Origin of the sequence: Microvirga massiliensis (genome assembly GCF_001006805.1) — a bacterium.
Taxonomy (GTDB): Bacteria; Pseudomonadota; Alphaproteobacteria; order Rhizobiales; family Beijerinckiaceae; genus Microvirga; species Microvirga massiliensis.
Map to the genome: position 1 here is coordinate 171,461 of NZ_LN811354.1, position 23,236 is coordinate 194,696.

29 protein-coding genes and 1 pseudogene are annotated in these 23,236 nt (G+C 61.3%); 18 read left to right on the forward strand and 12 right to left on the reverse strand.

All coding sequences use genetic code 11. The features are described from left to right. Positions 1 to 502: 502 nt before the first annotated feature. A complete protein-coding gene (locus BN1233_RS16790; protein ID WP_046864754.1) occupies positions 503 to 2,278 on the forward strand; it encodes an adenylate/guanylate cyclase domain-containing protein in 1,776 nt (591 codons plus the stop codon). Positions 2,279 to 2,458: 180 nt separating this feature from the next. Then, positions 2,459 to 2,797: an antibiotic biosynthesis monooxygenase gene (locus tag BN1233_RS16795; RefSeq protein WP_046864755.1), complete on the forward strand. Its 339-nt coding sequence runs from the start codon at positions 2,459 to 2,461 to the stop codon at positions 2,795 to 2,797. A gap of 39 nt (positions 2,798 to 2,836) precedes the next feature. Here the strand turns inward: BN1233_RS16795 and BN1233_RS16800 are convergent, their stop codons facing one another. Both BN1233_RS16800 and BN1233_RS16805 read right to left on the reverse strand, forming a co-directional pair. Continuing rightward, positions 2,837 to 3,073: a DUF6894 family protein gene (locus tag BN1233_RS16800; RefSeq protein ID WP_046864756.1), complete on the reverse strand. Its 237-nt coding sequence runs from the start codon at positions 3,071 to 3,073 to the stop codon at positions 2,837 to 2,839. Positions 3,074 to 3,180: 107 nt separating this feature from the next. Further along, positions 3,181 to 3,570, reverse strand: coding sequence for a DUF5662 family protein (locus tag BN1233_RS16805; RefSeq protein WP_048708089.1), 390 nt, complete (start codon positions 3,568 to 3,570; stop codon positions 3,181 to 3,183). A gap of 254 nt (positions 3,571 to 3,824) precedes the next feature. Between BN1233_RS16805 and BN1233_RS16810 the strand changes: the two genes are divergently transcribed. The 3 genes from BN1233_RS16810 to BN1233_RS16820 all read left to right on the forward strand — a co-directional run bounded on the left by BN1233_RS16810 (position 3,825) and on the right by BN1233_RS16820 (position 7,765). Beyond that, positions 3,825 to 4,394 carry an adenylate/guanylate cyclase domain-containing protein gene (locus BN1233_RS16810; protein ID WP_052763823.1) on the forward strand — a complete coding sequence of 190 codons (570 nt, stop codon included), beginning with the start codon at positions 3,825 to 3,827 and terminating at the stop codon, positions 4,392 to 4,394. A gap of 108 nt (positions 4,395 to 4,502) precedes the next feature. Beyond that, positions 4,503 to 5,612: a hypothetical protein gene (locus tag BN1233_RS16815; protein WP_048708078.1), complete on the forward strand. Its 1,110-nt coding sequence runs from the start codon at positions 4,503 to 4,505 to the stop codon at positions 5,610 to 5,612. A 419-nt stretch (positions 5,613 to 6,031) separates the two neighbouring features. Further along, positions 6,032 to 7,765: an adenylate/guanylate cyclase domain-containing protein gene (locus tag BN1233_RS16820; RefSeq protein ID WP_187144308.1), complete on the forward strand. Its 1,734-nt coding sequence runs from the start codon at positions 6,032 to 6,034 to the stop codon at positions 7,763 to 7,765. 233 nt (positions 7,766 to 7,998) lie between these two features. Here the strand turns inward: BN1233_RS16820 and BN1233_RS16825 are convergent, their stop codons facing one another. Continuing rightward, a complete protein-coding gene (locus tag BN1233_RS16825) occupies positions 7,999 to 8,388 on the reverse strand; it encodes a hypothetical protein (protein ID WP_046864758.1) in 390 nt (129 codons plus the stop codon). 508 nt (positions 8,389 to 8,896) lie between these two features. Here BN1233_RS16825 and BN1233_RS16830 point away from each other — a divergent pair. The 4 genes from BN1233_RS16830 (at position 8,897) to BN1233_RS16840 (ending at position 12,100) form a co-directional block, all read left to right on the forward strand. Next, on the forward strand, positions 8,897 to 10,198 hold the full coding sequence (locus tag BN1233_RS16830; RefSeq protein WP_046864759.1) for a M20/M25/M40 family metallo-hydrolase: 1,302 nt from the start codon (positions 8,897 to 8,899) through the stop codon (positions 10,196 to 10,198). 134 nt (positions 10,199 to 10,332) lie between these two features. Continuing rightward, positions 10,333 to 10,671 (forward strand): GYD domain-containing protein, encoded by a 339-nt coding sequence (locus tag BN1233_RS16835; RefSeq protein ID WP_046864760.1) that lies wholly within the window; start codon positions 10,333 to 10,335, stop codon positions 10,669 to 10,671. Positions 10,672 to 10,782: 111 nt separating this feature from the next. Continuing rightward, positions 10,783 to 10,923 carry a CorA family divalent cation transporter gene (locus BN1233_RS51110; RefSeq protein ID WP_147707337.1) on the forward strand — a complete coding sequence of 47 codons (141 nt, stop codon included), beginning with the start codon at positions 10,783 to 10,785 and terminating at the stop codon, positions 10,921 to 10,923. A 772-nt stretch (positions 10,924 to 11,695) separates the two neighbouring features. Next, the gene (locus BN1233_RS16840; protein ID WP_046864761.1) at positions 11,696 to 12,100 is read left to right on the forward strand and encodes a DoxX family protein; all 405 of its coding nucleotides are present in this window, start codon (positions 11,696 to 11,698) and stop codon (positions 12,098 to 12,100) included. A 175-nt stretch (positions 12,101 to 12,275) separates the two neighbouring features. On the opposite strand, the gene BN1233_RS16845 is transcribed toward BN1233_RS16840, so the two are convergent. Both BN1233_RS16845 and BN1233_RS42975 read right to left on the reverse strand, forming a co-directional pair. After that, positions 12,276 to 12,542, reverse strand: coding sequence for a hypothetical protein (locus tag BN1233_RS16845; RefSeq protein ID WP_046864762.1), 267 nt, complete (start codon positions 12,540 to 12,542; stop codon positions 12,276 to 12,278). Positions 12,543 to 12,721: 179 nt separating this feature from the next. Next, positions 12,722 to 13,306: a response regulator gene (locus tag BN1233_RS42975; RefSeq protein ID WP_048708075.1), complete on the reverse strand. Its 585-nt coding sequence runs from the start codon at positions 13,304 to 13,306 to the stop codon at positions 12,722 to 12,724. Between the two features lie 610 nt (positions 13,307 to 13,916). On the opposite strand from BN1233_RS42975, the gene BN1233_RS16855 reads away from it, so the two are divergent. The 3 genes from BN1233_RS16855 to BN1233_RS16865 all read left to right on the forward strand — a co-directional run bounded on the left by BN1233_RS16855 (position 13,917) and on the right by BN1233_RS16865 (position 15,163). After that, positions 13,917 to 14,132: an SH3 domain-containing protein gene (locus BN1233_RS16855; protein WP_046864763.1), complete on the forward strand. Its 216-nt coding sequence runs from the start codon at positions 13,917 to 13,919 to the stop codon at positions 14,130 to 14,132. Between the two features lie 208 nt (positions 14,133 to 14,340). After that, positions 14,341 to 14,721 carry a response regulator gene (locus BN1233_RS16860; protein ID WP_074078312.1) on the forward strand — a complete coding sequence of 127 codons (381 nt, stop codon included), beginning with the start codon at positions 14,341 to 14,343 and terminating at the stop codon, positions 14,719 to 14,721. 181 nt (positions 14,722 to 14,902) lie between these two features. Beyond that, positions 14,903 to 15,163: a DUF6894 family protein gene (locus tag BN1233_RS16865; RefSeq protein ID WP_046864765.1), complete on the forward strand. Its 261-nt coding sequence runs from the start codon at positions 14,903 to 14,905 to the stop codon at positions 15,161 to 15,163. 188 nt (positions 15,164 to 15,351) lie between these two features. On the opposite strand, the gene BN1233_RS16870 is transcribed toward BN1233_RS16865, so the two are convergent. After that, positions 15,352 to 15,543: a MerR family DNA-binding transcriptional regulator gene (locus BN1233_RS16870; RefSeq protein WP_046864766.1), complete on the reverse strand. Its 192-nt coding sequence runs from the start codon at positions 15,541 to 15,543 to the stop codon at positions 15,352 to 15,354. A gap of 160 nt (positions 15,544 to 15,703) precedes the next feature. Between BN1233_RS16870 and BN1233_RS49715 the strand changes: the two are divergent. Both BN1233_RS49715 and BN1233_RS48400 read left to right on the forward strand, forming a co-directional pair. Further along, positions 15,704 to 15,895, forward strand: a pseudogene (locus BN1233_RS49715) (GDCCVxC domain-containing (seleno)protein); the annotation flags it as partial. 192 nt (positions 15,896 to 16,087) lie between these two features. Continuing rightward, complete coding sequence (locus BN1233_RS48400; protein ID WP_046864767.1) at positions 16,088 to 16,318, forward strand: DUF6894 family protein; 231 nt, start codon at positions 16,088 to 16,090, stop codon at positions 16,316 to 16,318. Positions 16,319 to 16,521: 203 nt separating this feature from the next. Here the strand turns inward: BN1233_RS48400 and BN1233_RS16880 are convergent, their stop codons facing one another. Together BN1233_RS16880 and BN1233_RS16885 are read right to left on the reverse strand one after the other, a co-directional pair. Beyond that, entirely contained in the window at positions 16,522 to 16,821 is a 300-nt protein-coding gene (locus BN1233_RS16880) for a hypothetical protein (RefSeq protein WP_046864768.1), read from the reverse strand. A 290-nt stretch (positions 16,822 to 17,111) separates the two neighbouring features. Further along, on the reverse strand, positions 17,112 to 17,522 hold the full coding sequence (locus tag BN1233_RS16885) for a MerR family transcriptional regulator (protein WP_244470711.1): 411 nt from the start codon (positions 17,520 to 17,522) through the stop codon (positions 17,112 to 17,114). A 197-nt stretch (positions 17,523 to 17,719) separates the two neighbouring features. Here BN1233_RS16885 and BN1233_RS16890 point away from each other — a divergent pair, with 197 nt between their 5' ends. The 3 genes from BN1233_RS16890 to BN1233_RS16900 all read left to right on the forward strand — a co-directional run bounded on the left by BN1233_RS16890 (position 17,720) and on the right by BN1233_RS16900 (position 19,418). After that, positions 17,720 to 18,055, forward strand: a complete 336-nt coding sequence (locus tag BN1233_RS16890) for a DUF6894 family protein (protein ID WP_046864770.1) — start codon at positions 17,720 to 17,722, stop codon at positions 18,053 to 18,055. Between the two features lie 156 nt (positions 18,056 to 18,211). Continuing rightward, complete coding sequence (locus BN1233_RS16895) at positions 18,212 to 18,598, forward strand: response regulator (protein WP_046864771.1); 387 nt, start codon at positions 18,212 to 18,214, stop codon at positions 18,596 to 18,598. Between the two features lie 334 nt (positions 18,599 to 18,932). Then, positions 18,933 to 19,418 carry a Ros/MucR family transcriptional regulator gene (locus tag BN1233_RS16900; RefSeq protein WP_046864772.1) on the forward strand — a complete coding sequence of 162 codons (486 nt, stop codon included), beginning with the start codon at positions 18,933 to 18,935 and terminating at the stop codon, positions 19,416 to 19,418. 301 nt (positions 19,419 to 19,719) lie between these two features. Here BN1233_RS16900 and BN1233_RS46990 read toward each other — a convergent pair whose 3' ends face one another. Then, positions 19,720 to 20,067: a hypothetical protein gene (locus tag BN1233_RS46990; protein WP_147707339.1), complete on the reverse strand. Its 348-nt coding sequence runs from the start codon at positions 20,065 to 20,067 to the stop codon at positions 19,720 to 19,722. A 455-nt stretch (positions 20,068 to 20,522) separates the two neighbouring features. On the opposite strand from BN1233_RS46990, the gene BN1233_RS16910 reads away from it, so the two are divergent. Further along, positions 20,523 to 21,212 carry a class I SAM-dependent methyltransferase gene (locus BN1233_RS16910; RefSeq protein WP_046864774.1) on the forward strand — a complete coding sequence of 230 codons (690 nt, stop codon included), beginning with the start codon at positions 20,523 to 20,525 and terminating at the stop codon, positions 21,210 to 21,212. Positions 21,213 to 21,261: 49 nt separating this feature from the next. On the opposite strand, the gene BN1233_RS16915 is transcribed toward BN1233_RS16910, so the two are convergent. From BN1233_RS16915 to BN1233_RS16925, 3 genes are all read right to left on the reverse strand, one after another. Beyond that, on the reverse strand, positions 21,262 to 21,807 hold the full coding sequence (locus BN1233_RS16915; RefSeq protein ID WP_046864775.1) for a hypothetical protein: 546 nt from the start codon (positions 21,805 to 21,807) through the stop codon (positions 21,262 to 21,264). Further along, positions 21,804 to 22,007, reverse strand: coding sequence for a hypothetical protein (locus BN1233_RS16920; RefSeq protein ID WP_046864776.1), 204 nt, complete (start codon positions 22,005 to 22,007; stop codon positions 21,804 to 21,806). The genes BN1233_RS16915 and BN1233_RS16920 overlap by 4 nt, the downstream gene beginning before the upstream one ends. After that, positions 21,997 to 23,236 (reverse strand): hypothetical protein (locus BN1233_RS16925; RefSeq protein WP_048708071.1); only part of this gene is annotated, 1,240 nt, incomplete at its 5' end. The genes BN1233_RS16920 and BN1233_RS16925, both read right to left, overlap by 11 nt.

Consider the following 23,236-nt stretch of genomic DNA (forward strand, 5'->3'; position numbering starts at 1 on the left):
GGGTTTGCCTTCCCAACCTCTTTCCCGCAGTCGCTTTCACGCGGTCCTGCGCCATTTCTGCAAGGATCAGATGAAATGTGCATCAATGGATGGGTGAGGGGACGTTGAGTCAACACCAGGGCTCACGATCTCTCGCGTCGATTCTCACGCAATTGTAGCTGGCCCGCCAGGGCATGCGATAGATGAACCCGCCAAGAGAGCAAGTCCTGAAGGAGCGTCGGGCGAGTTTGTTTGTGCGCCTTGCGGAACTCTCGATATGCCTGATCGCCGTCTTCTTTATGGGAGCGATGTTGGGGTGGTGGTGAACTGCCGGGCTTACTTGTGGCATTAGTACAGCCGGGCTTCTGCGCCCACTGCGGGTCCACGCTCCTCGAACTCTTCCGCGACTGCCCACGCCCGCCGGATCGGTTGACGAGGATGCTCTCTGCTTCACCTCATCGGGCGGACTGGACGCCCTAGCCAGCCAGCCGCAGAATACCGCCTGAAACTGCGCCGAGGCCCCATGGCTTCGCAGGAGCACAAAGTCGAACGGCGGTTGGTGGCGATCTTCGCCGCTGACGTGGCGGGCTATTCGCGTCTCATGGAGCAGGACGAGGTCAGGACACTTCAAACCCTGACAGCCCATCGCGAAATCATGGACGGCCTCATCGCCGAGCATGGTGGACGGATTGCCAACACCGCTGGCGACAGCGTTCTGGCGGAGTTCCCGAGTGCCGTTGAAGCGGTCCAGTGTGCCATCACCGTCCAGGATAAGCTGGCCGACGTGAATGCGACTGTGCCTGACGCCCGTCGTCTCAGGTTTCGAGTTGGCGTCCATGTCGGAGATGTGATGGTCCGAAGTGGCGACCTGTTCGGCGACGGCATCAACATCGCGGCCCGTCTCCAAGCATTGGCCGAACCGGGCGGTGTCGCTATCTCGGGTGCGGCCCATGAGCAGGTCAGGAAGACGCTGCCGCTGGCAGCCAGCGACCTCGGCCCGCAGCCGGTCAAGAACATGGACGAACCCGTTCGGGCCTACCGCATCTCCCTGGCCCGACCCACTCCAACGAGCCGCGACGGTACGGCTGGTCAGCCGTCACTGACTCTCCCGGAAAAGCCCTCCATCGCCGTGCTGCCGTTCGACAACATGGGAGAGGATCGAAACGACGAGTATCTGGCAGAGGGTGTGGTCGAAGACATCATCGCGGCCCTATCGCGGGTGCGCTCCTTCTTCGTGATCGCCCGCAACTCAACCTTCACCTACAAGGGACATGCGGTGAACGTCCAGCAGGTCAGCCGGGAGTTGGGAGTCAGGTACGTCCTCGAAGGCAGTGTCAGACGTAGCCGCAACAGGGTGCGAGTGACGGCGCAGTTGATTGACGCCACAACAGGCGCGCACCTCTGGGGTGACCGCTACGACGGCGTGGTCGAGGATGTCTTTGACCTTCAGGATGAGATCACCGCCCGTGTGGCCGGGGCCATCCAGCCGTCCATACGGGCCGCCGAGGTCGAGCGGGCGAGACGCAAGAGACCCGACAGTCTCGATGCCTATGATCTGGTCATGCGCTCTCTCCCGTTCGTCTGGTCCCCTGACCAAGCCTCCAACAAGACAGCCACCGAACTCCTGGAGAAGGCACTCACGCTCGATCCAGGCTACCCCCTGGCCGTGTCCCTCTCGGCTTGGTGCGATGCGCAGCGGGTCTTCTATATCTGGTCGAGGGATGTCGAGGCCGACAAACGCCAGACCCGCGAGAAAGCCCAGAGGGCTGCGGAGATGGCCCCTGACGATCCGTTCGTCCTGACGGTCCTGGGCACAGCCCTGACGATCACCCGCGAGTTCCCGGAAGCGCAGATGATGGTCGAGAGGGCGCTCGCCCTCGATCCCAATCTGGCCTGGGCATGGAGCCGCAGTGGATGGCTTCGGAACTACCTCGACGACCCGGAAACTGCCATTGGTCACTTCCAGAGGGCCATGCGCCTCAGTCCGCTCGATCCGATGACCTTCCTGTTCTATGCCGGGATAGCTGCCGCTCATTTCATCGCGGGTCGCTACGCGACATCGGTCACATGGTACGAGAAGGCGCTTCTGGCTAATCCTAAGGCGACCTTTCTCAATCGGATTCTTGCACCCGCCTATGTCTTTGCTGGAAAGCAGGCGGAAGCCGAAGTTTCGGTCCGGACGCTCATGGCAGCACATCCGAACATGACAGTGGAGGCCGTACGGGCTGTCCACGTGTTCAGTCGTGAAGTGAAGGATCGCATATGTGAGGGGCTTCGATGCGCTGGCTTGCCGGAGTGACGCATCGCCCGCGTAGCATGACCCCGACCGACGCCAGTCAGGGACATCGGACGCAGCGTGGTTTTCGTCTTTGACGAGCGGTGCAGGAACTGATGACCGGGTTATCCGAGAATTTACTTCCTCTCACCCCGTCAACCCCGAGGGTACGCCAGCCCGATTTCCAACGCGGAAGGAGTAACGATGATGACAGCTTTCAACATCGTGCGGGTGCGTGTGAAGCCTGGGCGTGAGGAAGAATTCGTCGAAGCTCATCGCCGGGCAAATCCCGGTATGCCCGGCTTTCGGCGCGGTGTGCTCATCAAGACAGGGGAGCGCGCCTATTGCGTGATCGGTGAATGGGACAGCTTGGATGCGTTGGGGTCGGCTCGCCCCATGATGGCATCGCTCCTGGCGACCTTCCGTGATGCGCTGGAGGAGCTTGATCACGGGCTTGGCATTTCGGAAGCCGTGTCAGGCGAGGTGATCCTGGACTCTCGCGAAGACCGACATTCTCACGCCGAAGCCAAGTCGATGACCTGACGCGCCGCAAGGCACCCGGCTGTAGACGCCGAGGCGACTCTACTTCGTCACGGCCACTTCCGTGAACGGAAGCTCGAACACGATCTCTCCTGTCTCATCAGCCACCTCGAAGTGGCAGGTCAGCCAGTTCACATCGGTGTTCGGTCTAGTCTGCATCAGGTCCAGCGCAGTCACTCGTGCCGCTTCCCAGGCTTGATCTGGATCACGAAGTTCGGTCCCGGATGGGTCCAGGACTACCTTGTCGTTGCAGTGCAAATGGAAGAAGTAGCGCGGCATCGTCGCCTCAGGTCTAGGGTTTGACTCATCTGCAACTGTCACTGCTCGGGCCAGCGGGCCAGGGTGTTCGCGAGGATGGCTGCGAATTGGTCCTGAATGCCGAAAAGCTAGGTATTATAGGCCAGCCTCACTCCGTCTTCGGGGTTCCGTTTGGCTGCCGCCATCCAGTCGCAGATCATTTCAACAAGATCGCACAGGTCCATGCCCGCGATGCCCCGAGAGCCGTAGTGCTCTGGATGATGGGAATTGCAACGGTAGTGGTGGTCGAACGCGGGCGCGAGACGGGCCAGCACCTCGGCATACTCGGGCGAGCCATAGGAGACGCCGCGCAGGAGCGGGATGGCCTCATCGAACGCTGGCTTCTCCGCCTCGTCGAACTTGCTGGCGTCATGGACACGCCCACGCCGCAGCATCTCGGTCACGAACGTATCCAGATAAGCCCGGACCTCCAGGACGTGCTGCAAGCTGTCTGCGCGGCTGTCGAAGCTCTCGGCCATGCTGGTCTCCCCGCAACGGCATACAGGGGCATCGTAGCGAGCAGCAGACGTGGGCACCAAGTGTCTGGTCCTCGCGACAAAGCAGTCGGAACCGTGTCGATAGCTGTGCCCGTCTACTCCTCGCACCGACCATTCCACATGGAGCATCGGGGTCTCTCGGGCGGACCTCTTTCGGTTGCCACCCTTCGGAACCTACTGGACCCCCGTTCGAACCGGCAGCACAATGGAGCCTTGGGCAACGTGCCGAGGCCCCTATGGGTCCGCAGGAGCACAGGGTTGAGCGACGGCTGGCAGCGATCTTCGCCGCTGACGTGGCGGGCTACTCGCGCCTGATGGAGCAGAATGAGGTCGGGACGCTCCAAACCTTGGCAGTCCATCGCGAAATCATGGACGGCCTCATCGCCGAGCATCGTGGGCGGATCGCCAACACCGCTGGCGACAGCGTTCTGGCTGAATTCCCGAGTGCCGTTGATGCCGTGAAATGCGCGGTTGAGGTGCAGAAAGCGCTCGCGTCTATCGACCAGGACAGGCCGGAAGAGGCGCGCGTCCGGTTCAGGATTGGGGTGCATGTCGGCGATGTGATGGTGCAGCGAGGCGATCTTCTTGGGGACGGCGTGAACATCGCCGCACGGCTGGAGAGCATCGCCGCACCGGGTGGCGTGTGCATCTCGGCGACCACTCATGAGTACGTACGCAAGGCTCTGCCACTCGCCTATACCGACCTCGGGCCGCAGCAGGTCAAGAACCTGGAGGACCCGATCCAGTCTTACGCTGTCTCAAGGTTGCCATCGGCTCCGACCAGCTTGGAGGAGGCGGCCGACTAGCCCAAGACGTTACCGCTACCCGATAAGCCATCCATCGCGGTCCTGCCGTTCACAAACATAAGCGATGACCCTGACCAGGAGTATTTCGCCGAATGAATCGCAGAGGAATTGACGACGGCGCTGGCCCGGCTTCGTGGTTTCTTTGTCATCGCCCGCAACTCCGCCTTTACCTACAAGGGCAAGCCAGTGCACGTGCAGCAGGTTGGGCGCGACCTCGGTGTGCGATATGTTCTTGAGGGCAGTGTCCGAAGGGCTGGCGGCCGTGTTCGAATCGGGGTTGAACTTGCTGACGCGAGCACTGGCCGCGAGGTCTGGTCAGAGCGTTACGAGCGGGCGCTGGTGGATGTCTTCGCTCTTCAGGACGAAATAACGACCAGTGTTGTCGTCGCAGTAGAGCCAAAAATCTACGCAGCAGAGCGTGATCGTATCCAACAGAAACAACCAGACCACCTCGACGCCTGGGACTGTGTCATGCGCGCTCTGCCGCACACGTGGCAACTTACGCGCGGCGGCAACGAAACGGCCCTCAATCTTTTGTCCGATTCACTGCGGCTCGATCCGGTGTATGCGCGTGCTTTAGGGCTGCATGCTTGGCTTAGTCTCTGGAATGTCCATCAAGGCTGGAACGTGGGCGGCCTTGCGGTCGTTCTGCCTGCGGCCACCGAGCGGGCGCGTGCCGCAGTGAGTATAGATGGCGATGACGCCTGGGCTCGGCTCGCACTGGGTTTCGCTCAAATGTTCCGACGTGAGCACGACGAGGCCGTCGAGGAGTTGTACACGGCACTTGATTTGAACCCTAACTTTATGCTCGCCCATGCTTGCCTTGGCTTGACGCTCGCATACGGCGGGAAAGGATTGGAGGCTGTTGCTCAGGTGGAGAGGGCAATGCGACTCAGTCCACGCGATCCGTTCATTGCGATGTTTGGCGGAGTTCGGTCGTTCGCGCACTTCATGGCTGAGGATTACGCGGCAGGTGTGGAATGGGGGCGGCGCGCCGTGCGACAAAGCCCAGAACTTCCCGGAAACTGGCGGGCGCTTGCGCTCTCCGCAGCGATGATGGGTTACGTGGAGGAGGCGAAGAATGCTCTAGCAACAACAGTGCGCTTACAGCCGGGCTACTCGGTTGCATGGGTTGGGAGCGCATCCCCGCTCGTGCACGCCTCGGACCGGTCCCGCTACTGCGAGCTATTGCGACCTCTGGGGCTACCAGAGAAATGACGACCCGCCGTCTCGCAGCCATCCGCGTGGGGGCTGACGTGGTGGGCCTCTCCGCGCTCGTGAGGCAAGACGAGCAAGATGCGCTCTCCCGGCCTAACCGCCCAAGGAATGCTGTTAGGGGAACTCCATTGCCGTGATCTCGTCGCAATTAGCCACGGCGGCTTAAAACCGACCAGCGGACATCAAGTGCATCGCGCCCAACACCGTCTCGTTCGCTGGCTTCACCTTCAAAATCGGTGCTTGCCTTTTCCTCCAACCCTCCCGCGACCGTTCCGCACCCGTCTGATCACCCTGGAGGGAACTCGCTTCCGGGCTATCGGGTTTCGGGCGGACTGGACTGTCCTCCCAACCAGCAGCAGAATCGGTCCGGACCATGCACCGAGGCCCCCATGGGTCCGCAGAAGAGGCAAGAGAGACGGATGGCGGCGATCCTCGCTGCCGACGTGGTTGGCTCGTCAAGGCTCATCGAGGCTGACGAAACAACTGCGCTTGCCGCAATCCACAACGTGCTCTCCCAGGTGCTTGGTGCGTCGGCGGACCAGCACGCTGGTCGCCTGATCAAGACCACGGGTGATGGGGCACTCTACGAATTCGCCAGCCCCGTTGACGCAGTCGCCTGCGCAGTTGCCGTCCAGGAGACCGTGAACGCCCGCGCCAGCGGCGAACCAATGGACCAGCGCGTCCTGCTCAGGATCGGGATCAATCTAGGAGACGTGGTCGTCGAGAATGGCGGCGATCTCTATGGGGATGGCGTCAACGTGGCAGTTCGGTTGGAGAGTATTGCAGACCCTGGCGGGATCGCAATCTCTGGCAAGGTCTACGACGAGCTATTGGGCAAACTCAGCCTATCCTTCGACGACAGGGGCGAGCAGCGCCTTAAGAACATAGCCCGTCCTATCCGGGTCTACGCACTGAGCGGGACCACTCCTGTTGCCACGGGAGCATCACGGCTCTCCCTTCCTGACAAGCCGTTCATGGCCGTCCTGCCGTTCACCAACCTGAGCGGCGACCCCGAGCAGGAGTATTTTGCGGACGGAATCACAGAGGACTTGATTGCTGCACTCTCCCGATGCCGCTGGCTCTTCGTCATCGCCCGCAACTCCGTCTTCACACTGAAGGGCCGGGCCATGGATATCAAGGAAGTCAGCCGTCAGCTTGGTGTCCGGTACGTGCTGGAGGGCTCGGTCCGAAAGGCGGGTAGTCGGGTGCGTGTCACGACCCAGTTGGTCGAGGCGGTCACAGGCACTGACATCTGGGCTGAGCGCTTCGACCGTGATCTAACGGATATCTTCGCATTACAGGATGAGATCACCGAGAGCGTGGTGTTCGCGATCGAGCCCAGCTTGAGAGCGGCTGAAATTGAGCGGGCCAGAGCAAAGGCGACGGACAACCTGGACGCATATGATCTTTACCTTCGCGCCCTCCCCGAGTTCCATGCCTTTACCGAACAGGGCTTCCGCCGGGCCGAGGCGCTCTTGGGACAGGCTGTTGAACGCGACCCAGGCTATGCCGAAGCCTGGGGCGCGCTCGCCGATTGCAGAGGTCGGCTGGTGGTCGGGAGGTGGACCCACGACTGGGATGCGGATGCAACCCGGAGCCGAGAGGCTGCTCTGCAAGCGGTTCAATGCGATCCAAACAATGGTCTGGTGCTCTCCATCGCTGCGTGGTCCTTGGGATCGCTCTCGGGCATGCTGGATCAAGCCGTCACCTTTTGCGAGCGTGCCCTGTATCTTCACCCGAACTCATCGAATGTCCTGACGAATTGCGGGTGGACACTGATCTACAACGACGAGTGTGAGCGCGCCCTGGCCTGCTTGGAGAAAGCGCGGCGACTTAATCCGCTGGACCCGCGCGGCTACATCACCCTGAATGCGATGGGGGCTGCCCATTTCATGGAAAACCGGTTCAAGGAGACGGAGCAGTTCACACGGCGAGCCCTGGAGATGAACCCTGGTCATCCCATCTCACTTCGCTATTTGACGGCGGCGCTGGCGCACATGGGACGGCTGGCCGAGGCCACGGAAGTCGGGCGCTTGTTGCAGGCCACCCGCTGGGAGGCGACGCACACCCACTTGCACCGGCCACGCTATCGCAATCCTGAAATGCGGGAACTCCTTTTCGAGGGTTTGCGAATGGCCGGTCTATCCCTGTGACGCTTTCCCACTACAACTCTTCCGGCGACCGTCCCGTATCCGCCGGATTGCCTTTCAGGATGCTTGCGCGGGGAGATCAGCTTATAATTCCGCGCGAGAGTGCGCCCGTTCCAGAAGAATGGCATCACGGCTGTCTGACCATACTCAGAGGCCATTGTCGCCCCGTGAATCGGGCTCGGCTTCGCCTGCATGAGCTTCTTCAGTAAGCATACACAGGCGGTTCAGAGCATGGCTCAAGGCAAGAAAGCCGCGCTGATCGGCAGACCGCGATCCCGGCCGCAGCGGTCTCGGACAGTCTGCTCCGCGTGCAGGCGATTGGGCGTCCACTCGTATAGCCTCGCCTCGATGGAGCCCCGCCCGACCACGTCAAACGACTGGAACCCTCGGGTGCGAAGCGGCCCGACAATGGTGTCGGTCTCGCCAAAGGCTAAGTTCGCATCCTCCCCATCGAGGATCGCAAAGCCCCGATCAGTCTGAACCACAAAGCTCTGGCAGAAGGGCCGATCGTCATACACGACTTGGCCCATGAGATCAGCAGTGCTCGGCTCCGTCGAGATCAGCCCCAGGACGCCTGCCGCAAAGGCTCCAAACCAAAGGCCACATGCAAGGATCAGCGCCTGCATCACACGCCTCCTCGCCTCATTTCCATCCGACAGGGCAGGGCTAACGGATTGCGCCTCCCCGAGGCGTGTGCCGCAACACCCCACGATCTCCATCGGCCCCGTTCACGCCGAACCCCTGCCGGTGCTTTGATATCATGAGCCAGCGATATCGCTGGCTCGATGACATGTTCGGTCTGACCGAGATTGCAGGCGATGTCTCGGGTCAGTACAGGGAGCAAAGCTGAGCAGTCACCAGAGGCTGCAAATTGAACGGACGCGCAAGGTCCGCGCAAAGCAAGATTACCTAAACAAGTCTATTTGCATCCAATCTTCCTCATCCCTCCGGAATGCTCGCTCCAACTCTCCCGGCGACCGTCCGTGCCTGCCGGATTGCCTTCGAGCAGACGGACATACGGAGAGATCGGATAATGACGATCTGCTCCGTCAATAACGCCAGTCATGGACGGACCGTGATCTCGTGTGCGATAATTCTCCCATCAAGCTCCTGGCCGCTTCTCAGGGTGCTCCAATGTATTTCAAGCGATTGTTGTTCAGTGCGGCTCTGGCCTCGACCCTACTCACGGCCGCGCTTGTCTCACCCGAACATGCTCTTGCACAAACCCAGGAGCCGGTTCTTGCAGCAGCGCAGCATGAGAAGGCTCCGCTGCTCGATACGCTGAAGGACCTCGTCTCCATCGAGTCGGGCAGCCGGGACCTGGACGGTCTCGACCGTCTTGCCGATCTCATTGCCAGCCGCCTAAAGGCACTCGGTGGCGAGGTCGAACTCGTCGATGTCAATGCTGACATCTACCGCATGGAGGACACCCCGGAGCGGGTCGGCCAAGCCGTGCGCGCCACCTTCAAGGGAACCGGCGCGCGCAAGATTCTGCTCATCGCGCATATGGACACCGTCTACCTGAAGGGCATGGCCGCGAAGCAGCCGTTCCGGGTCGAGGGCGACAAGGCATACGGGCTCGCCATCGCCGATGACAAGCAGGGCATTGCCGTGATCCTGCACACGCTCGCGATGCTGAAGAGCCTCGGCATCCGCGATTACGGCACGATCACCGTTCTCATCAACGCCGACGAGGAGATTAGCTCGCCGGGCTCGCGCAAGCTTCTCAGCCGTCTCGGCACAGAGCACGATGTAACGATGTCATTTGAGGCATCACAGGCGGAGTCCGACAAGGTGGCGCTCGCCACCGCCGGGATCGGCTCCGTGACCCTGCGTGTGAAGGGCAAAGCCTCCCACGCGGGCTCCGCTCCCCACCTCGGCGTGAACGCGCTTTACGAACTGGCGCATCAGGTCCTGCAAACCAAGGACCTGTCGCGGCCCGACACCGGTCTGAAGCTCAACTGGACGCTCGCCAGGGCGGGGCAGAACCGCAACGTGATTCCACCTGAAGCGGAAGCGCAGGCGGACGCGCGGGTGCTGCGGGTTGCCGGTTACGACGAGATCGAGAAGGCGGTTCGCGAGCGCATCAGCAACAAGCTTCTCCCGGAGGCGAAGGTCGAGATGCTGTTCGAGCCACGGCGGCCACCGCTCGAAGCCTCACCCGCTTCTCTCGCGCTCGCCAAGCACGCCCAGGCGATCTACCGCGACCTTGGCAAGGAGCTTGTGGCCGACGCGGTTGCGGAGGGCGGCGGGACGGACGCAGCGTTCGCGGCGCTGGAGACCCAGAACGCGGTCGTGGAGCGGTTCGGCGTGCAGGGCTTTGGCGCGCACTCCAATGATGCCGAATACATCCTGGTCGATAACATCGAGCCGAGGCTCTATCTCGCGACACGCCTCATCACGGACATTTCGCGCGGGCGGGTCCCCAAGCCGTAGAGCGAGGCACGGGCTCCGCCGATGTGAAAGCCCACAGGATGCCGCGCATTGCCTCCTGGAAGAGGCTCCGGAAGTTATCCTGAAGGTACTGAAGTTGTTATCCCGTTCGAGCACAAACACCGGAGGAAAACGCAATGCCGATCTTCATCTCTCAGGGGCGTTATTCGCGAGACGCCATGCAGGCTATGGTGAGGAATCCCGAAGATCGGACTAAGCCTGTGTCGAAGCTCATCGAAGCCCCTGGAGGCGGGCTCCTGGGCTACTATGTGACGTTTGGGGATTACGACTGGCTCCTGATCGTCGAAGCGCCGGATGTCAGGAGCGCCGCAGCGGCTGCCATTACGGCTGCCGCCGGAGGTGGCGTGACAGACATGAAGACGACGCTTGCCATGACTGAGGCTGAGGCCATGGAGGCATTCCGCTCCGCAGGCAGCCTCGCTGCATCGTACAGATTGGCAGGCCAATCAGTGTGAGACCCAACCCACCTCCTTGATCCTGCTCACTGGGGCTTCCGTGTGCTGGCACCCGCTCGGGGTGGTCAATGGTAGGCCAGTCCTGGCGCGCTGTGTTCAACACTGCCCACGATGGTGGCGTCTGGCGACGAAATGAATTTCGAGCACATACCCGAACTCGCTTGGAGGTTCGGCTACCCGTGTGCGTTCGTCCTAATGGTAATCTCGGCGGTCATCCGTTTCGTCTATGTTGAGCACGAGGGCTGGCTTTAGGCGAACAGGCCCTTGCGCAGTCGAGGGCGTCTGCCTGAGCGTTAAGGCAGATTGCCCGGACCCGGAAGTGCAGGGCGACCCTGATCAGGCATCTCGCTGCTTGCGGTCGGCCCTCGACATGCAGCGTGTTCGCCAAGCCGATCAAATGCTCGGCAGCGCTCTCCTGCGCGATAGCTTGTCGTTTGAGGCGGCGGTGGCGGTGTTGCCACGCGGCGAAACAGAGTCGTCGTGTTGCCATCCGTGTCCCCACAACGGCATGGAGCCGGGGATCGTCGTGTCCGCCTGCCGCCCTGGCTTGAACTGTAGAACGCCCCGCCTAAACAGGAGCTTAGGATGCCCGATCTCACGCGCCGCCTTGCTGCTCTTCTGCTGGCGGCCGGGATGCTGATCTCGGGCGTAGGGAACACACGGGCCGAAGCCGAGGTCGGTCGCGCGCTCGTGCTGGCCGTCGATGTCTCGCTGTCCATGGAGCCGACGAGCAGGAGCTACAGCGGCAAGGCTTCATTGAGGCATTCCGGCCTCTCGAATTCCATATGGCGATCCGCAACATTATGCTGGCTGCCACAATCTATTCACCCCCGAGGAGGTGCGTGGTCCTCAGCACCTTTCACCGAGTTGTGTCTGGCACGACAAGCGTCTTCAAGGCATACGGCATCTGCGATCCGCTAGAACGTGGCGTCTTGGCAAGGATCAAGGATGCTCATCGCCATCCGCGTCGGACCGAGAACATGGCCGCGCAAGCGGCTCCTGGGGGCCTGTCAGGGACCTCGCCATGGATTGGATGTCACTCTCGACCACATGGGCACCACGGGTGCTCAGCATCCTGCGGATCATGACGGCGCTTCTGTTCCTGGAGCACGGCACCCAGAAGCTGCTGGGCTTCCCGCCCTCTCCCAATCCCGGCCCGTCTCTGTTCTCGCTGCTTGGCATCCAAGGGATGATTGAAATCGTGGGCGGCGTGCTGCTGGCGCTCGGCCTCTTCACCCGCCCGGTCGCGTTCATCCTCGCGGGCGACATGGCCGTGGCCTATTTCATGGCCCATGCGCCCCAGAGTTTCTTCCCAGTGCTGAATAGAGGTGACGCCGCGATCCTCTACTGCTTCGTGTTCCTCTATCTGGCCGTCGCCGGAGGTGGTCCCTGGAGCCTGGATGCGGCTCGGAACCGTGAGAGTCTATGAGGCCGCGAGACGACTCGGGCCGAGATGATGCTGATGAGCAGAACGCGACAGAGATCGGGATGGGTGACGCCCTACCCGGAACTCGCGGCTATCGTGCGGGAGTGCTCATCCGCGAGGTGAGGTGCAGCAAGATATCCCTTCAAGTGGCTGGAGAAGTTTACATTCGCCTGCAATCTCAGGACCTCTCCAATTCTTTGCCTTCCTTGAGGCACCTCTCCCACTCGGCTCGCAGTTCATCTGCTTCGGCGCGTTCCCGACGTGCACTCTCCCGCAAACGGAAGACGGCGTGCCACAGACAGGCAGCCTCCTCGGTGAACTCGTATTTCTCCAGAGCTTCTGCCTCACGGATGAGCTTTTCAATCGCGCGCTCGCGGCCCGCAGCCCACGTATCGAGGGCCTGCGCCCGCGCGAGAGGATGCGGTTGATGGCTCGTTCCGGTCATCGGGGCATGGTGGAGATCACACCAAGCCTGGAATCTTCGGCTCACAATGCGTCGAGATAAGGGACTTCTTGCGATCCCGGAAAGCACATTGCCTCGCTCCGACGAGAATATCCAGGATGGCGGGTCAGGAATGGTGTGCGACATCCGACGATACAGCCCGAGGCATGGTCGCTCGGCGCTCATCCTGCCTCTCCGGCAACTGACTCCAACAAATCCGACAGGTTTTCAGAATCGTTGGCTGATGATCTCGACAGCGATGCCGATTCGGATGAGCCGAATCCTTGTGCTGGACGTGGGTCCGAGACGCTGCTCTCGTCGGGTTCTTCGCTCTGAACTTCGCGCACCTGCCCATCCGCGATCATCCGGGTGAGCAGCTTCGCGACTAGGACGAGATGCCCCGGCTTTTCCAGAAAGGGCATCTCTCGAAGCTCCAGCGGGATGAGGCTTGTGTCCGTCCAGGACGTGTAGAACAGGATCGGGATGCCTCTGCGGGTCAGCACACCCGCGAGATCGAAGGCGCGACCGTCCCACAGAGCGACATCGAGAACGGCCGCATCGGGGCGGTTGCTCTCGATCCAGGTGCGGGCTTGCGAGACCTTGAAGAAGGGACCGATGACCTCCAGCCCGGCTCGCGTGAGGGAGGTCATGAGGGCGAGGTTCGGGATCAGGTCCCGCTGGAGCACCAGGATGCGCGGCCGAGGGCATACGGCATCGTTGGCGGCTGCGCCACAATCTCCTGCCGTGGCTTTCCAGAATACCGTCACGCGACGCCTCCCGAGATGCGCCTCACGAGGCGCAGGTTGTGAGAGCGAGGTCTTCCTGGGCTGACGCGGCGCATTCCGACCCGCTGGACGGTAGTGAGATCAAACGGCTGGCGATCAGGCATGGCCGACCTCGCCCGAACCATTGTTTTCTCGATCGGTCTTGATGGATGCAGCCCCTGATCCCGATCGCTGGGATTGCTGCTTCGCGTGCAGGTGTTCGCGGAGGGTCTGAAGCCGGGTGCGCACGTGACCGCGCATCTGCTGAGCGCCCCCTGAACTGGCTGTTTGACCGTCACTCTGCACAGGATCGCCCCCAAGCGGCTGAACAAGTAAACAATTGGTAAATGCCATACGAGCTACAAGCCGTCTGTGAGGAACCCAACAGATTGAAAAATAATTTGTCTAAGGTTATACGACGCAGCTTCCGGGCGGCCCGGTTCCGGTTGCCTTTGCCCCACATGGAAGTTCGAGGCGCTGCATTCTGCCAAGGGAACACTGCCAAGCCGGTCTGACGTTGTCCGCAGAAGCGGCCACATCTGTGGCCCGAACTGCCCTAGTGTGACCCGAATCGGGACTCACCTTTTATGTCAGAATGCAAGGGAGGTCGCCGATGATGCGCGGCGGTAGACTTGCGGGTGGAGTCCCTCTTCAGTCCGACACAGAACTCCTGCGGGCGATCCACAACGATCTCCGGGATGTGTATGAGGTCATCCTGCAACGATCGCCACCGCACAACGTTCGCGCGGTGCTGTCCCGGCTCGATCACGAATGGGCACGTGGCGAACTCAAAGGCCGGTCGTGCAGACTGGGTGGGCGTGCCACCTGATCAGTGACCGACCACGGAAAGAGCCTCGTCGCCGGAGCCACGGCGCGAGGCTCTTGTGATGCCCGGTCGGGCGGGAGCGGGCATCAGCACAGAAACGCCGCGTCACGGCCAAGGTTCCATGAAACCGAGGGGGAACATAGCTCCGTGTCCTCGGTTATTCCCTACTGCTTCGGTTGACGGCCTGATGAATGCTTACCCTGAGCCCCGCATGACCGTCTTGGTCGTTGAAGATGAGACGCTCGTGCGGATGTTCGCGGCAGACTTCCTCGACGAGGCAGGCTTCAAGGTCTTCGAGGCAAGGGATGCCGACGAGGCCCTCACGATCCTCCAGGCTCGGCCCGACATCCAGGCGGTGATCACAGATGTCGAGATGCCGGGGCCGCTGAACGGCTGTGATCTCGCCCGTGTGGTGCAAGAGCGCTGGCCGGGAGTCCGGGTCATTGCCACTTCGGGGCGAGCCCAGCCTCTGGCGGATGACTGGCCCGAGGACATTCCGTTCATCACCAAGCCCTACCTGCCGAACACCATCGTTGATCTCGTCAAGCGCCTCGCGAGGCCGCAGGTTGTTGATCTTGAGCCGGGACCATGAGCCGACCGCAGGTTCCAAACATCACTCGGCTTCGCAGCCATTCTGATGCTGGGGGCACGGGGCAGCCCTCGGATGACGTTTGACCAGTCAGACTGTTCCACGTGAGTCTGACTGGTCAGGCCCTCGGCGGGAAAGGGCTGACGCCGCCGAGGGCCACCCCTGATCCGAAGGCGAGGGTGCCATGGTGAAGCGCTACTACTTCCATCTCGTGGACCAATCCCGTGTCATTCCGGACGAGGTCGGGATTGAGGTTGCCAGTCTCGCGCAGGCCCGTCTGGAGGCTGTCAAAGCCGTTCACGAGTTCCGACAGGAATGCGCGCCCACGGCCGCCGCATGGAGGGATTGGCGGATCGAGGTCACCGACGCTTGCGGGGCTGTCGCCTTCCGGATCGACCTGGGTGAACCTGCCGCGAACAGTTGGGAACATGTCTCCCGCAATTGAGGGGGAACGAAGGCAGTGCGACACGAACACGGTGGGAACGATGGGTCATCCCAGCGGACCAAAGGTGATCCGGATCGCTCTTGTGCCGCCGCAGCCTCCTGCCCCTGATATCCTGCGCTGTGCAAGTCGCTCCTCGACCTTCGGGCTGCACCCGTTCTTCGGCAGGTTTTACCGGTACTGCCAGAAGATTAGGCAGAATGCGGCGCGCAGATCGCTCCGCTGATGGCACGCTTGTGGTCGATAGCCCGGTGGCCTCCGCGCGTGCGCGGTGGCGCAGACAGCATTCCGATCCGCTCGTAGTAGCGGATTGTCTCCATGTTCACCCCCGTGCGTCGGGATAGCTCCCCGATGAGCACGCCCTTGCCTCGCAAACCCGTCATCTGGGCTTTGGAACCCCCTTGATCCTGTAGTCGCTACAGGATCAAGGGTATCTGGGAATGATCCTGAAGACGAGCATGTCCTCGACGATGCCTTGCCTCACCGAAGTCGCCCGACCGAACGCCCCGGAGGAGTCCGCGTGACGCGCTTTCGGCCAGCTTGATGCAACTCGTCTCGACTCTGACGTGCCCGCAATGCGGGCACCGCTCGTTGGAAACCATGCCAGCGGATGCCTGTCAGTTCTTCTATGAATGCACGGGCTGCGGGACGGTGCTGCGCCCGAACGAGGGCGACTGCTGCGTGTTCTGCTCGTATGGCGACGTTCCGTGTCCGCCAGTTCAGGAGGAGCAGACAGAAAGCGCACAGAGATGCTGCCGGGATGCACGCGACTTGATGGCGTTGCGGGAGCGCGTGATCCGGCACCGCCATCTGCGCTTCCCTCCAGCGTCGCCGAAATCCGAGCCCGTTCATCGGGGCTCCCATGCATCAGTCATACGCTGCCCCGCCACTCACGCGGGTGGTGTCGAGTTTAGTTGGAGATCACCTGTGGCGCGATACTACTTCCACTTGGCGAACGGGCACGAGACCGTTCCAGACGAGGATGGCATCGAACTCGACGATCTGGCTGAGGCTTGCGCTGAGGCGGTCGGAGCCGTTGAGGAGTTGCGACGGAACGACCCTTCGGCAGCCGCCAAATGGAAAGGCTGGCGGTTAGACGTTGCCGACGCTTCCGGAGCCGTTGTCTTCTCGATTGGTCTTGATGACCCCCTGCGTTGATCGGGAAGCTTCGGTCGTCGGTTTCGTGCGCTGATGTTCGCTGAGCCTCTGGAGCATCTTCCGGGCGTGTTCACGAACGCACTTGGCCTCCTCAGAAGAAGCTGTCCCGTCAGGATGTTCCACAGGAGGGCCTCCTGAGTGAGCTTCGCACCGCGCCTAAACGGCAAGCACGTCTCCTCTGAAATATCTCACCGCTGGGTATTCTAGGAGACGGAGGGCACGGCCGATGCTGCCGTCACGGCTTGCCTGTGGAGCGCTGCAAGCTGGCGGACGTAAGGGGCACGGGAGACTTGCTGGCGCTGCTGAAGCGTCCTGATGACTTCCTGCTTAATGGCATCAGGAACCCCGCTCTCCGTCACGGTCTCCAGGTCTGCCTCGTAGGCATGATCCAAGTCCGCCAGAGCGGCCAAGGTCGTTTGCAGCCGGGGTAGGATCGCGGGCGAATAGGTGCTGGCGGAGGGGACCTCCCGGCCCGGGGCACTGTTCTTGGAACAAACGCTCATTTCGCCTCTCCTGAGATACGGTCTTTCAGGACAAGCAAGCGCCGTGCCACGCCTCGGAGTACTGATCCGTGGGCTATTTGCCGTTCGCGGGTTCGCGCAATCGCCTGTTCAGGACCAGCAATCGGATGTTGAGGCCAGAGGCTCGCTGGCCTGACAGGCTCGACCTCGTGCGGCTGCGATCCCCGCGTGGTCGATCGTTCTCGTCCGTTCCGTGCTTCGGGCTAGGTCTGAACAAAGCTTGGCCCCACTGTCGTCTCACTGGCGCGTCGAACATCGACTACACGCTCTGACTACACGCTCTGACATGGCTCGGCAGCCTCATCGAGAATGTCGATCACGGGGCACTCGGGGACATTTTCACCAGAGCACTGCTCGATGGTGGCGGCCAGGAGTTGTTCCAGCCGGGCCAGATCAGCCATCTTCGCCCGGATACGCTTAAGATGGTGAGCGGCGATCTCGCGCACCTCGCCACAAGGTGCCTTTCCCGGTCCGCCCAATTTGAGCAGGGCGCGGACCTCCTCGGGGCTGAAGCCCAGTTCCCGCCCGCGCCGGATGAAGCTGAGGGTGCGGATGTGGTCGGCCCTGTAGACCCGGCGGCCACCGCTCGTTCGCGGTGGCGCAGAGAGCATCCCGATTCGCTCGTAGTAGCGGATCGTCTCGATATTGACCCCCGTGCACCGGGATAGCTCCCCTATGGTCACGTCCTTACCTCGTAAATTGATGCCATGGCGTTGGATTCGCGCTTGATCCTGTAGTGACTACAGGATGCAGGGTGCCCGCAACTCCCAACGGAGACGAGCATGGCCCTGGATGACGAACTCCATGAGAACTGGTTGAGTTTACGCTAACGGCGACGCGATTACGCAAAACCGGCGGAGTATTCCGTCGATCAACCAGGATGCCTTCTGGCAAGGAGTGGCTCGCACCGCCGGGAGCCGCCTCCTCCACACTCCGAACTCAAGGCAACGATGTGACGCGTTACTACTTCCACCTCGTCAACGGGCACGAGGTTATGCTGGACGTGGAAGGGATCGAGGCAGCCAGCCTCGCCGAGGTGCAGGCTGAAACAATGAAGGCGCTGAACGAATTTCAATGCCAGTTTCTCGTATCCAAAGCCGACTGGCAGAACTGGCGGATCGACGTAGTCGATTCCGCAGAAGCCACCATCTTCTCGGTTGATCTCGGTGATCTCGACGGAGGGGAGGGTCGTCGTGGAATAGCATCTCTCAATTAAAAGCGCATGCTGAGGCAAGGATTACCCATGTCGGGGACACCTCGCCGCGAAGCGCCGAGGGATTAGTCGAATGAGCGAAATAGCCGCCGACTTGCGTAGGTATCGCGCCAATCCTGGTATTTTCAGCACCTCTGGTTCTTCAGAAAGTCAATATTCATGGTTTCTCATTCAGAGCGCCCCGCACTCCTCATTGCTGAGGACGATGACATGCTCCGCGAGATGGTATCCCTCGCCCTCGCCAGGGCGGGGTACGAGGTCATTGTAGCGGCCTCAGGGGAGGAGGCGCTTGCGATCCTTGAGGACAGCGTGGTGCTCTCGGGCCTCTATACTGACATCCAACTCCCCGGTTCGATTGACGGTTGGCAGTTGGGAACGGCTTTCCATGTGCGCTGGCCGTCACTGCCCATCGTTTACGCCTCGGCCCGCAAGCGCCGTGGCGAGCAGGTGGTTTCAACAGGCATATTTTTCGAGAAGCCATTCCGCTTGGAAAGGGTCGTTGCTGCGTTTGCCAAACATCAGCGGAAGACCGCCCTGGCCGCCTAGCCCAGTGCTTGTATGCGCACCTGCGGCCGATCGCAGGCGACATTAGGCTGTCCTGACCTTCTCCAAACTACCTTATCGTCGCCATTCCGCATCCTTATCCATGCGTTAGCCTCGGATTTCTAAGAGCGGTGGTGAGGTCGGGAGGGGCGTGCCGATGATCCTCGTCCCGAATGAGCGCTTCCAGCAGGCGACGGGTAGGAGTGGTTGGTAGTCTCCGAACTTGCCCTTGCAACGCTCACGACATCCCTATACCTGCCGGGCATCTGACCATCGGCTTCTATAGGTCGGCGGGGATGACCCGTCGTGAGTAGCTAGTACCAGTAGGATTGTTGCAGTGACCGATCAGGCAACCTCGTCCCGGAACGTTATCGAGCTTACGGCTGAGATCGTTTCGGCCTTCGTGAGCAACAACTCGGTTTCAGCGGCTGATCTGCCTGCGCTGATCGGCAGCTTGCATGCGACTCTCCAGCAGATCGGCAACCCTGCACAGAAGCCCGACGAGCCGAAGCCGGTGCCTGCGGTTCCAGTGAAGAAATCCATCACGCCTGACTATCTAATCAGTCTGGAAGATGGCAAGCCTTACAAGTCGCTGAAGCGCCATCTGACGCATCTTGGTCTGACGCCCGAGCAGTATCGGAAGAAGTGGGGGCTCCCGGTGAACTACCCGATGGTGGCTCCGAGTTACACCGCGAAACGCTCCGAACTGGCAAAGAGGATGGGCCTCGGTCAGAAGCGCAAGGGGGCGGCCAAAACCGCCGCTACATCCGTGAAGATCGCCGCTCCGGCTGCGAACAGGCGCGGGACCAAGAAGAGCAAGTAAGCTCCTGACGCACTGCGGCATAGAACGCGCTCCGCGCATCTATGGGTTCCAAGCGGACCATGCCCCAAGGTTAACCAGCAACCGCAGTGGTGCAGACCAAGACGCCAGATACGAACTGAGGTAACCGAACCGGCAGACCTGTGGATGACGGCCTAACGGAGGACCTCTCTCCTAGTCCCCGGCTCTTGATTTCAGCCCGGACTTCCAAAAAGGGATCGACGGTTCTATCCGGCAATTCCCTCCATGAAGCACGGCCCAATGCCATCCCACATTGGCTCGAACTTAGCCGCCGACTACTGCGTCAGAGACGGGTGTCAAACCGCAGCTTGAAGTGAACAGCCTCGGTGACATTCCCAAAGCGAAACCGGCGACCGACCAACCGCCCGTCCTGTCGAATCGGTTCGATCTCCCAGTCTCCACGACACTTTGCTTTGCACCAACCCATACGCTGGTGAAGTTCATTCTCGAAACGCTCGTCTCCAAGGTTTTCACAGGTGAGGCCGATGCAATCGACGATGAGCGGCGTGGCGGCGCGACGGGCTGCATCGACAAAGCCCTCCTTGAGACCGGCGGCTGCGGCGGCATTCTTTATAGAAGCGATTAGATGCTGGCGATCGGCCTGCTGGCTGACGGTCTGGCAATATTGCATGGAAATGCTCCCTGATTCTGGGTGTATTTATCCAGGCAAGCGGATCGCGATGGCCTAGATGATTGAAGTCGGTTCAAATGGAGGGTTACGCCAAGAGACCTGACCTTCAAGTTGGAATGCGCCTCGACTATATACGGGCTGCTCGACCTTCAGCATTGGCATAGTCGGAGGGCCGCTGCGTTTGCCCCTTTCGCGCATTTCATCAAGTTGCCCGGCCAAGAACTGACGGATACGCTCGGTGTCGCATTCATGAAGCTTGGCGCTTTGGTCCGAGAGGTCAGCAGTGCACGGGCTCCAGCGAGAAAAAGTCGCCGCAGCCGTTGGGTATGACCATCCTGCCGTGTGGCTGCTCAAACTAGGCGCTGGAGCGCCCTGGCCTGTAACCTCGGTCTTCACGCTGATACAGCTTCGAACATAGTGGGAGCCCGTGGTGGCTGTCATCGCGCGAGGATGTGATGGTTGGTGATCCGGTCTCGCTGATCCGCAAGGCTGCGGGTGACTTGCGAAACAAGCAGGTTCTCGATGTCGGATGCGGCACCGGAGCGCTCTCGCGGTCTCTCGCTTCGCTCGGTGCGCGGATGGTGGGCCTCGATCCTAGTCGGGAGTCCCTGGCCGCTACCCGCCGCTCAACTCCGCAGGTCGGCTTGGTCCAGGGTCGTGCGGAAAGCCTGCCCTTCATGGACAGCGCCTTCGATGTGGTCGTCTTCCTCAACTCGCTGCACCATGTCCCGCCAGACCTGATGGCCGCTTCCCTTCGAGAGGCCGCCCGGACGACCCGACCCGAGGGGCTTACGATCGTAATCGAGCCCTTGCCCGAGGGCACCTTCTTCAATGCTCTGAAGGAGGTCGAGGACGAGACCAAGGTCCGAAACGATGCCCAGGCGCACGTGAGCGAGGCTATCGAAGCTCATCTCTACGATCTCGTCGAGATCGTGTACTACGACCGCAGAGAGTGTTACGCGGATGCTGACGCATTCTTCGAACGCATCATTGCGGCTGACCAATCACGCGCGCCCTTCGTCCAAGTCCACCGCGTCGCCCTCGTCGCGAACTTCGAGAGGGTCGCGGGCAAGCAGCCGGATGGATCGTATGTCCTCGACCAGCCTATCAGGGCGCACATACTGCGCCCTGTAGAATTTGGATGAGCCTATTCTTCGGGGACAATGCGAATGTCTCCCGACGCGGAGCATGCCTCTATAAGCCCCTCAGCCGTGAAATTTCGTCGAACACAGCCTCAGCGTCTTTGAACCGGCGCTCCGCCTCGGCTCGCTGATGTGGCGGATGCCCATCCGGGTGGAGCTTCTTACGATAGGCGGTCCGAACAGCCCCGAGGACGAAATCCGGGCAATCCTCATCCAGGCCCACCCTGCGATAGAGCAGGTTGGGCTGCTTCTGAATCGAGCGCTGCGACGCAGCCCAGGATCGAATCCGGCTGCGCTCCTCGACCAGGAGCGTCAGAATCGAAATCACCCGATCTCGCTCACCCTTGGCCGTCATGAGCGCTTCGAGAAGGATTTCAACCGTGTCCTCTGCGGTGTGGTGATCCTCGACACGAAATCCGCTGTAGTCGGCCGGGCTCGCCGTCCAGGCGCGGACAGCGGCGTCACCTTTGTCAAAGAGATGATGGATGTCGTCGTTTTTCCGGCGATGTTGCTCGTTCTGATGGCGGCTTGATGAAGCTCGCGCATCCGCCCGATGGTCATTCGTATTCGGCCTAAAGCCGCCAGGACGCCACTTCATGGACAGAGTACCAGGGCTGAGAGGAGATTGCCCTTCCCGATCAGGCGACCAGCGGCGTCGCGCGTCTCGTTAGCGCTCTTGTCGTAGTAGCCGAGCCGCCGACCGGCCGCGTCCCGTGCCTCGATCCGGCCCGAGACGCCATTATCCTCATAGCTCCCGAGCGTCCGACCCGTGCGGTCGCGCACATACTCACGCGGCATTGGCAGCCTCCCCGAGTTCCTGTGCGAGAGGAGCCGTGCCATCTCCGGCATCAATGCCGAGATCATCGGTGAAATCCCAAATCCCGAGCAGGCGCGTGATCCCAAATGCGCGTGGATAAATGCTGCCCGGCGACAGCGCCGGGATGCCAAAGGTTTCGAGTTTCCGGCGCAGAGCCCCAGCAATCCCTGGATCAATCTGACCATTTGCCGAAGCATGGATTTCGGTCAGGACCCAGCCGCCATTGGACAGGCGACGGCACTCGGCAATGCCTCCAGGAGCATGTTTCCACTCGACGAAGGCTTGCACACCGAGCGCCACCAGGGGAATTTTCGTAGAAGCGCAGTTGCGGTAACGCCGCCCGAGAGCGGTGATCGACTTCCCGCTCTTCATAACCGCGATGTCGGGATCATCCGAAGGAATGGGCAGGCGAGCCGGAGGACGGTCCATCCGCTCCAGCCAGCGCCCGAACAGTTTCGTGAGATCGGTCTTGTCGCCCAGGTTTGCAATCAACTGGCGGACAGCGTCATCGGTGGCTGAGGAGACCGTCCTGCGGATCAGAGTCAGCGCAGCGTTTGCGTCATCGGCTTGGGACGGGTCATAAAGGCGTTTCAAGATGTTCTCGTGAACGAGGATCGGATCGAGGAGTCTCACGATCCTGATATGCGTCGCGCTGATTGAGCCGCTGTGCTGCATGAGCGCTTTCGCTCGCGCCCGGTGCTCGCCACCCATGAAAAGCTCGAAAAGGACGCGATACAGGTGGGGTGTAGGCAGCGGCGCATCGCCCAGGCGATGGAGGACACCCATGAGGCCATCCGGCACGTCCCGGTAAATAGCGCGGATGATCTCCCGTGCACGAGTCGAGGTCATCAGTGCGCGGGCGATCTCCACGTGCGGGCTGCGGCCAGGACGGTAGTCGGTGGGAGCGAATGGACGGAGCCGATCGGCGAGTCGTTCAGTCCCGTCGTGGGCCATTTCGGCAATGGCCGCGAAGACGGCTTGACGACGCAGTGTCGAGGAGCAGGTGAGAAAGGAGAGAAAACCGGGAACTGCGGCGTCGAGGTGGACGGCAATGGTGAGACTCCAGCCGTCGATGGAGCGGGGTTGGAGGGTTTGCGTTGTGGTCGATGGTCCCAATGGCGGCCCCGTCGTTGTTTCGGACGACTCAAGCTTCTCATTGAGTTCCGATTTTAGCAATGAAACTCCGCTCCGAAGACGGGAGAAGTCGTCT

What these genes read in the sequence shown, in the direction of transcription:
- BN1233_RS16790 (WP_046864754.1), top strand. Translation starts at nt 503, where the DNA reads ATGGCTTCGCAGGAGCACAAAGTCGAACGGCGGTTGGTGGCGATCTTC.
- BN1233_RS16795 (WP_046864755.1), top strand. Translation starts at nt 2,459, where the DNA reads ATGATGACAGCTTTCAACATCGTGCGGGTGCGTGTGAAGCCTGGGCGT.
- BN1233_RS16800 (WP_046864756.1), bottom strand. Translation starts at nt 3,073, where the DNA reads ATGCCGCGCTACTTCTTCCATTTGCACTGCAACGACAAGGTAGTCCTG.
- BN1233_RS16805 (WP_048708089.1), bottom strand. Translation starts at nt 3,570, where the DNA reads ATGGCCGAGAGCTTCGACAGCCGCGCAGACAGCTTGCAGCACGTCCTG.
- BN1233_RS16810 (WP_052763823.1), top strand. Translation starts at nt 3,825, where the DNA reads ATGGGTCCGCAGGAGCACAGGGTTGAGCGACGGCTGGCAGCGATCTTC.
- BN1233_RS16820 (WP_187144308.1), top strand. Translation starts at nt 6,032, where the DNA reads ATGGCGGCGATCCTCGCTGCCGACGTGGTTGGCTCGTCAAGGCTCATC.
- BN1233_RS16825 (WP_046864758.1), bottom strand. Translation starts at nt 8,388, where the DNA reads ATGCAGGCGCTGATCCTTGCATGTGGCCTTTGGTTTGGAGCCTTTGCG.
- BN1233_RS16830 (WP_046864759.1), top strand. Translation starts at nt 8,897, where the DNA reads ATGTATTTCAAGCGATTGTTGTTCAGTGCGGCTCTGGCCTCGACCCTA.
- BN1233_RS16835 (WP_046864760.1), top strand. Translation starts at nt 10,333, where the DNA reads ATGCCGATCTTCATCTCTCAGGGGCGTTATTCGCGAGACGCCATGCAG.
- BN1233_RS51110 (WP_147707337.1), top strand. Translation starts at nt 10,783, where the DNA reads ATGGTGGCGTCTGGCGACGAAATGAATTTCGAGCACATACCCGAACTC.
- BN1233_RS16840 (WP_046864761.1), top strand. Translation starts at nt 11,696, where the DNA reads ATGGATTGGATGTCACTCTCGACCACATGGGCACCACGGGTGCTCAGC.
- BN1233_RS16845 (WP_046864762.1), bottom strand. Translation starts at nt 12,542, where the DNA reads ATGACCGGAACGAGCCATCAACCGCATCCTCTCGCGCGGGCGCAGGCC.
- BN1233_RS16855 (WP_046864763.1), top strand. Translation starts at nt 13,917, where the DNA reads ATGATGCGCGGCGGTAGACTTGCGGGTGGAGTCCCTCTTCAGTCCGAC.
- BN1233_RS16860 (WP_074078312.1), top strand. Translation starts at nt 14,341, where the DNA reads ATGACCGTCTTGGTCGTTGAAGATGAGACGCTCGTGCGGATGTTCGCG.
- BN1233_RS16865 (WP_046864765.1), top strand. Translation starts at nt 14,903, where the DNA reads ATGGTGAAGCGCTACTACTTCCATCTCGTGGACCAATCCCGTGTCATT.
- BN1233_RS16870 (WP_046864766.1), bottom strand. Translation starts at nt 15,543, where the DNA reads ATGACGGGTTTGCGAGGCAAGGGCGTGCTCATCGGGGAGCTATCCCGA.
- BN1233_RS16880 (WP_046864768.1), bottom strand. Translation starts at nt 16,821, where the DNA reads ATGAGCGTTTGTTCCAAGAACAGTGCCCCGGGCCGGGAGGTCCCCTCC.
- BN1233_RS16890 (WP_046864770.1), top strand. Translation starts at nt 17,720, where the DNA reads ATGCCTTCTGGCAAGGAGTGGCTCGCACCGCCGGGAGCCGCCTCCTCC.
- BN1233_RS16895 (WP_046864771.1), top strand. Translation starts at nt 18,212, where the DNA reads ATGGTTTCTCATTCAGAGCGCCCCGCACTCCTCATTGCTGAGGACGAT.
- BN1233_RS46990 (WP_147707339.1), bottom strand. Translation starts at nt 20,067, where the DNA reads ATGCAATATTGCCAGACCGTCAGCCAGCAGGCCGATCGCCAGCATCTA.
- BN1233_RS16910 (WP_046864774.1), top strand. Translation starts at nt 20,523, where the DNA reads ATGGTTGGTGATCCGGTCTCGCTGATCCGCAAGGCTGCGGGTGACTTG.
- BN1233_RS16915 (WP_046864775.1), bottom strand. Translation starts at nt 21,807, where the DNA reads ATGAAGTGGCGTCCTGGCGGCTTTAGGCCGAATACGAATGACCATCGG.
- BN1233_RS16920 (WP_046864776.1), bottom strand. Translation starts at nt 22,007, where the DNA reads ATGCCGCGTGAGTATGTGCGCGACCGCACGGGTCGGACGCTCGGGAGC.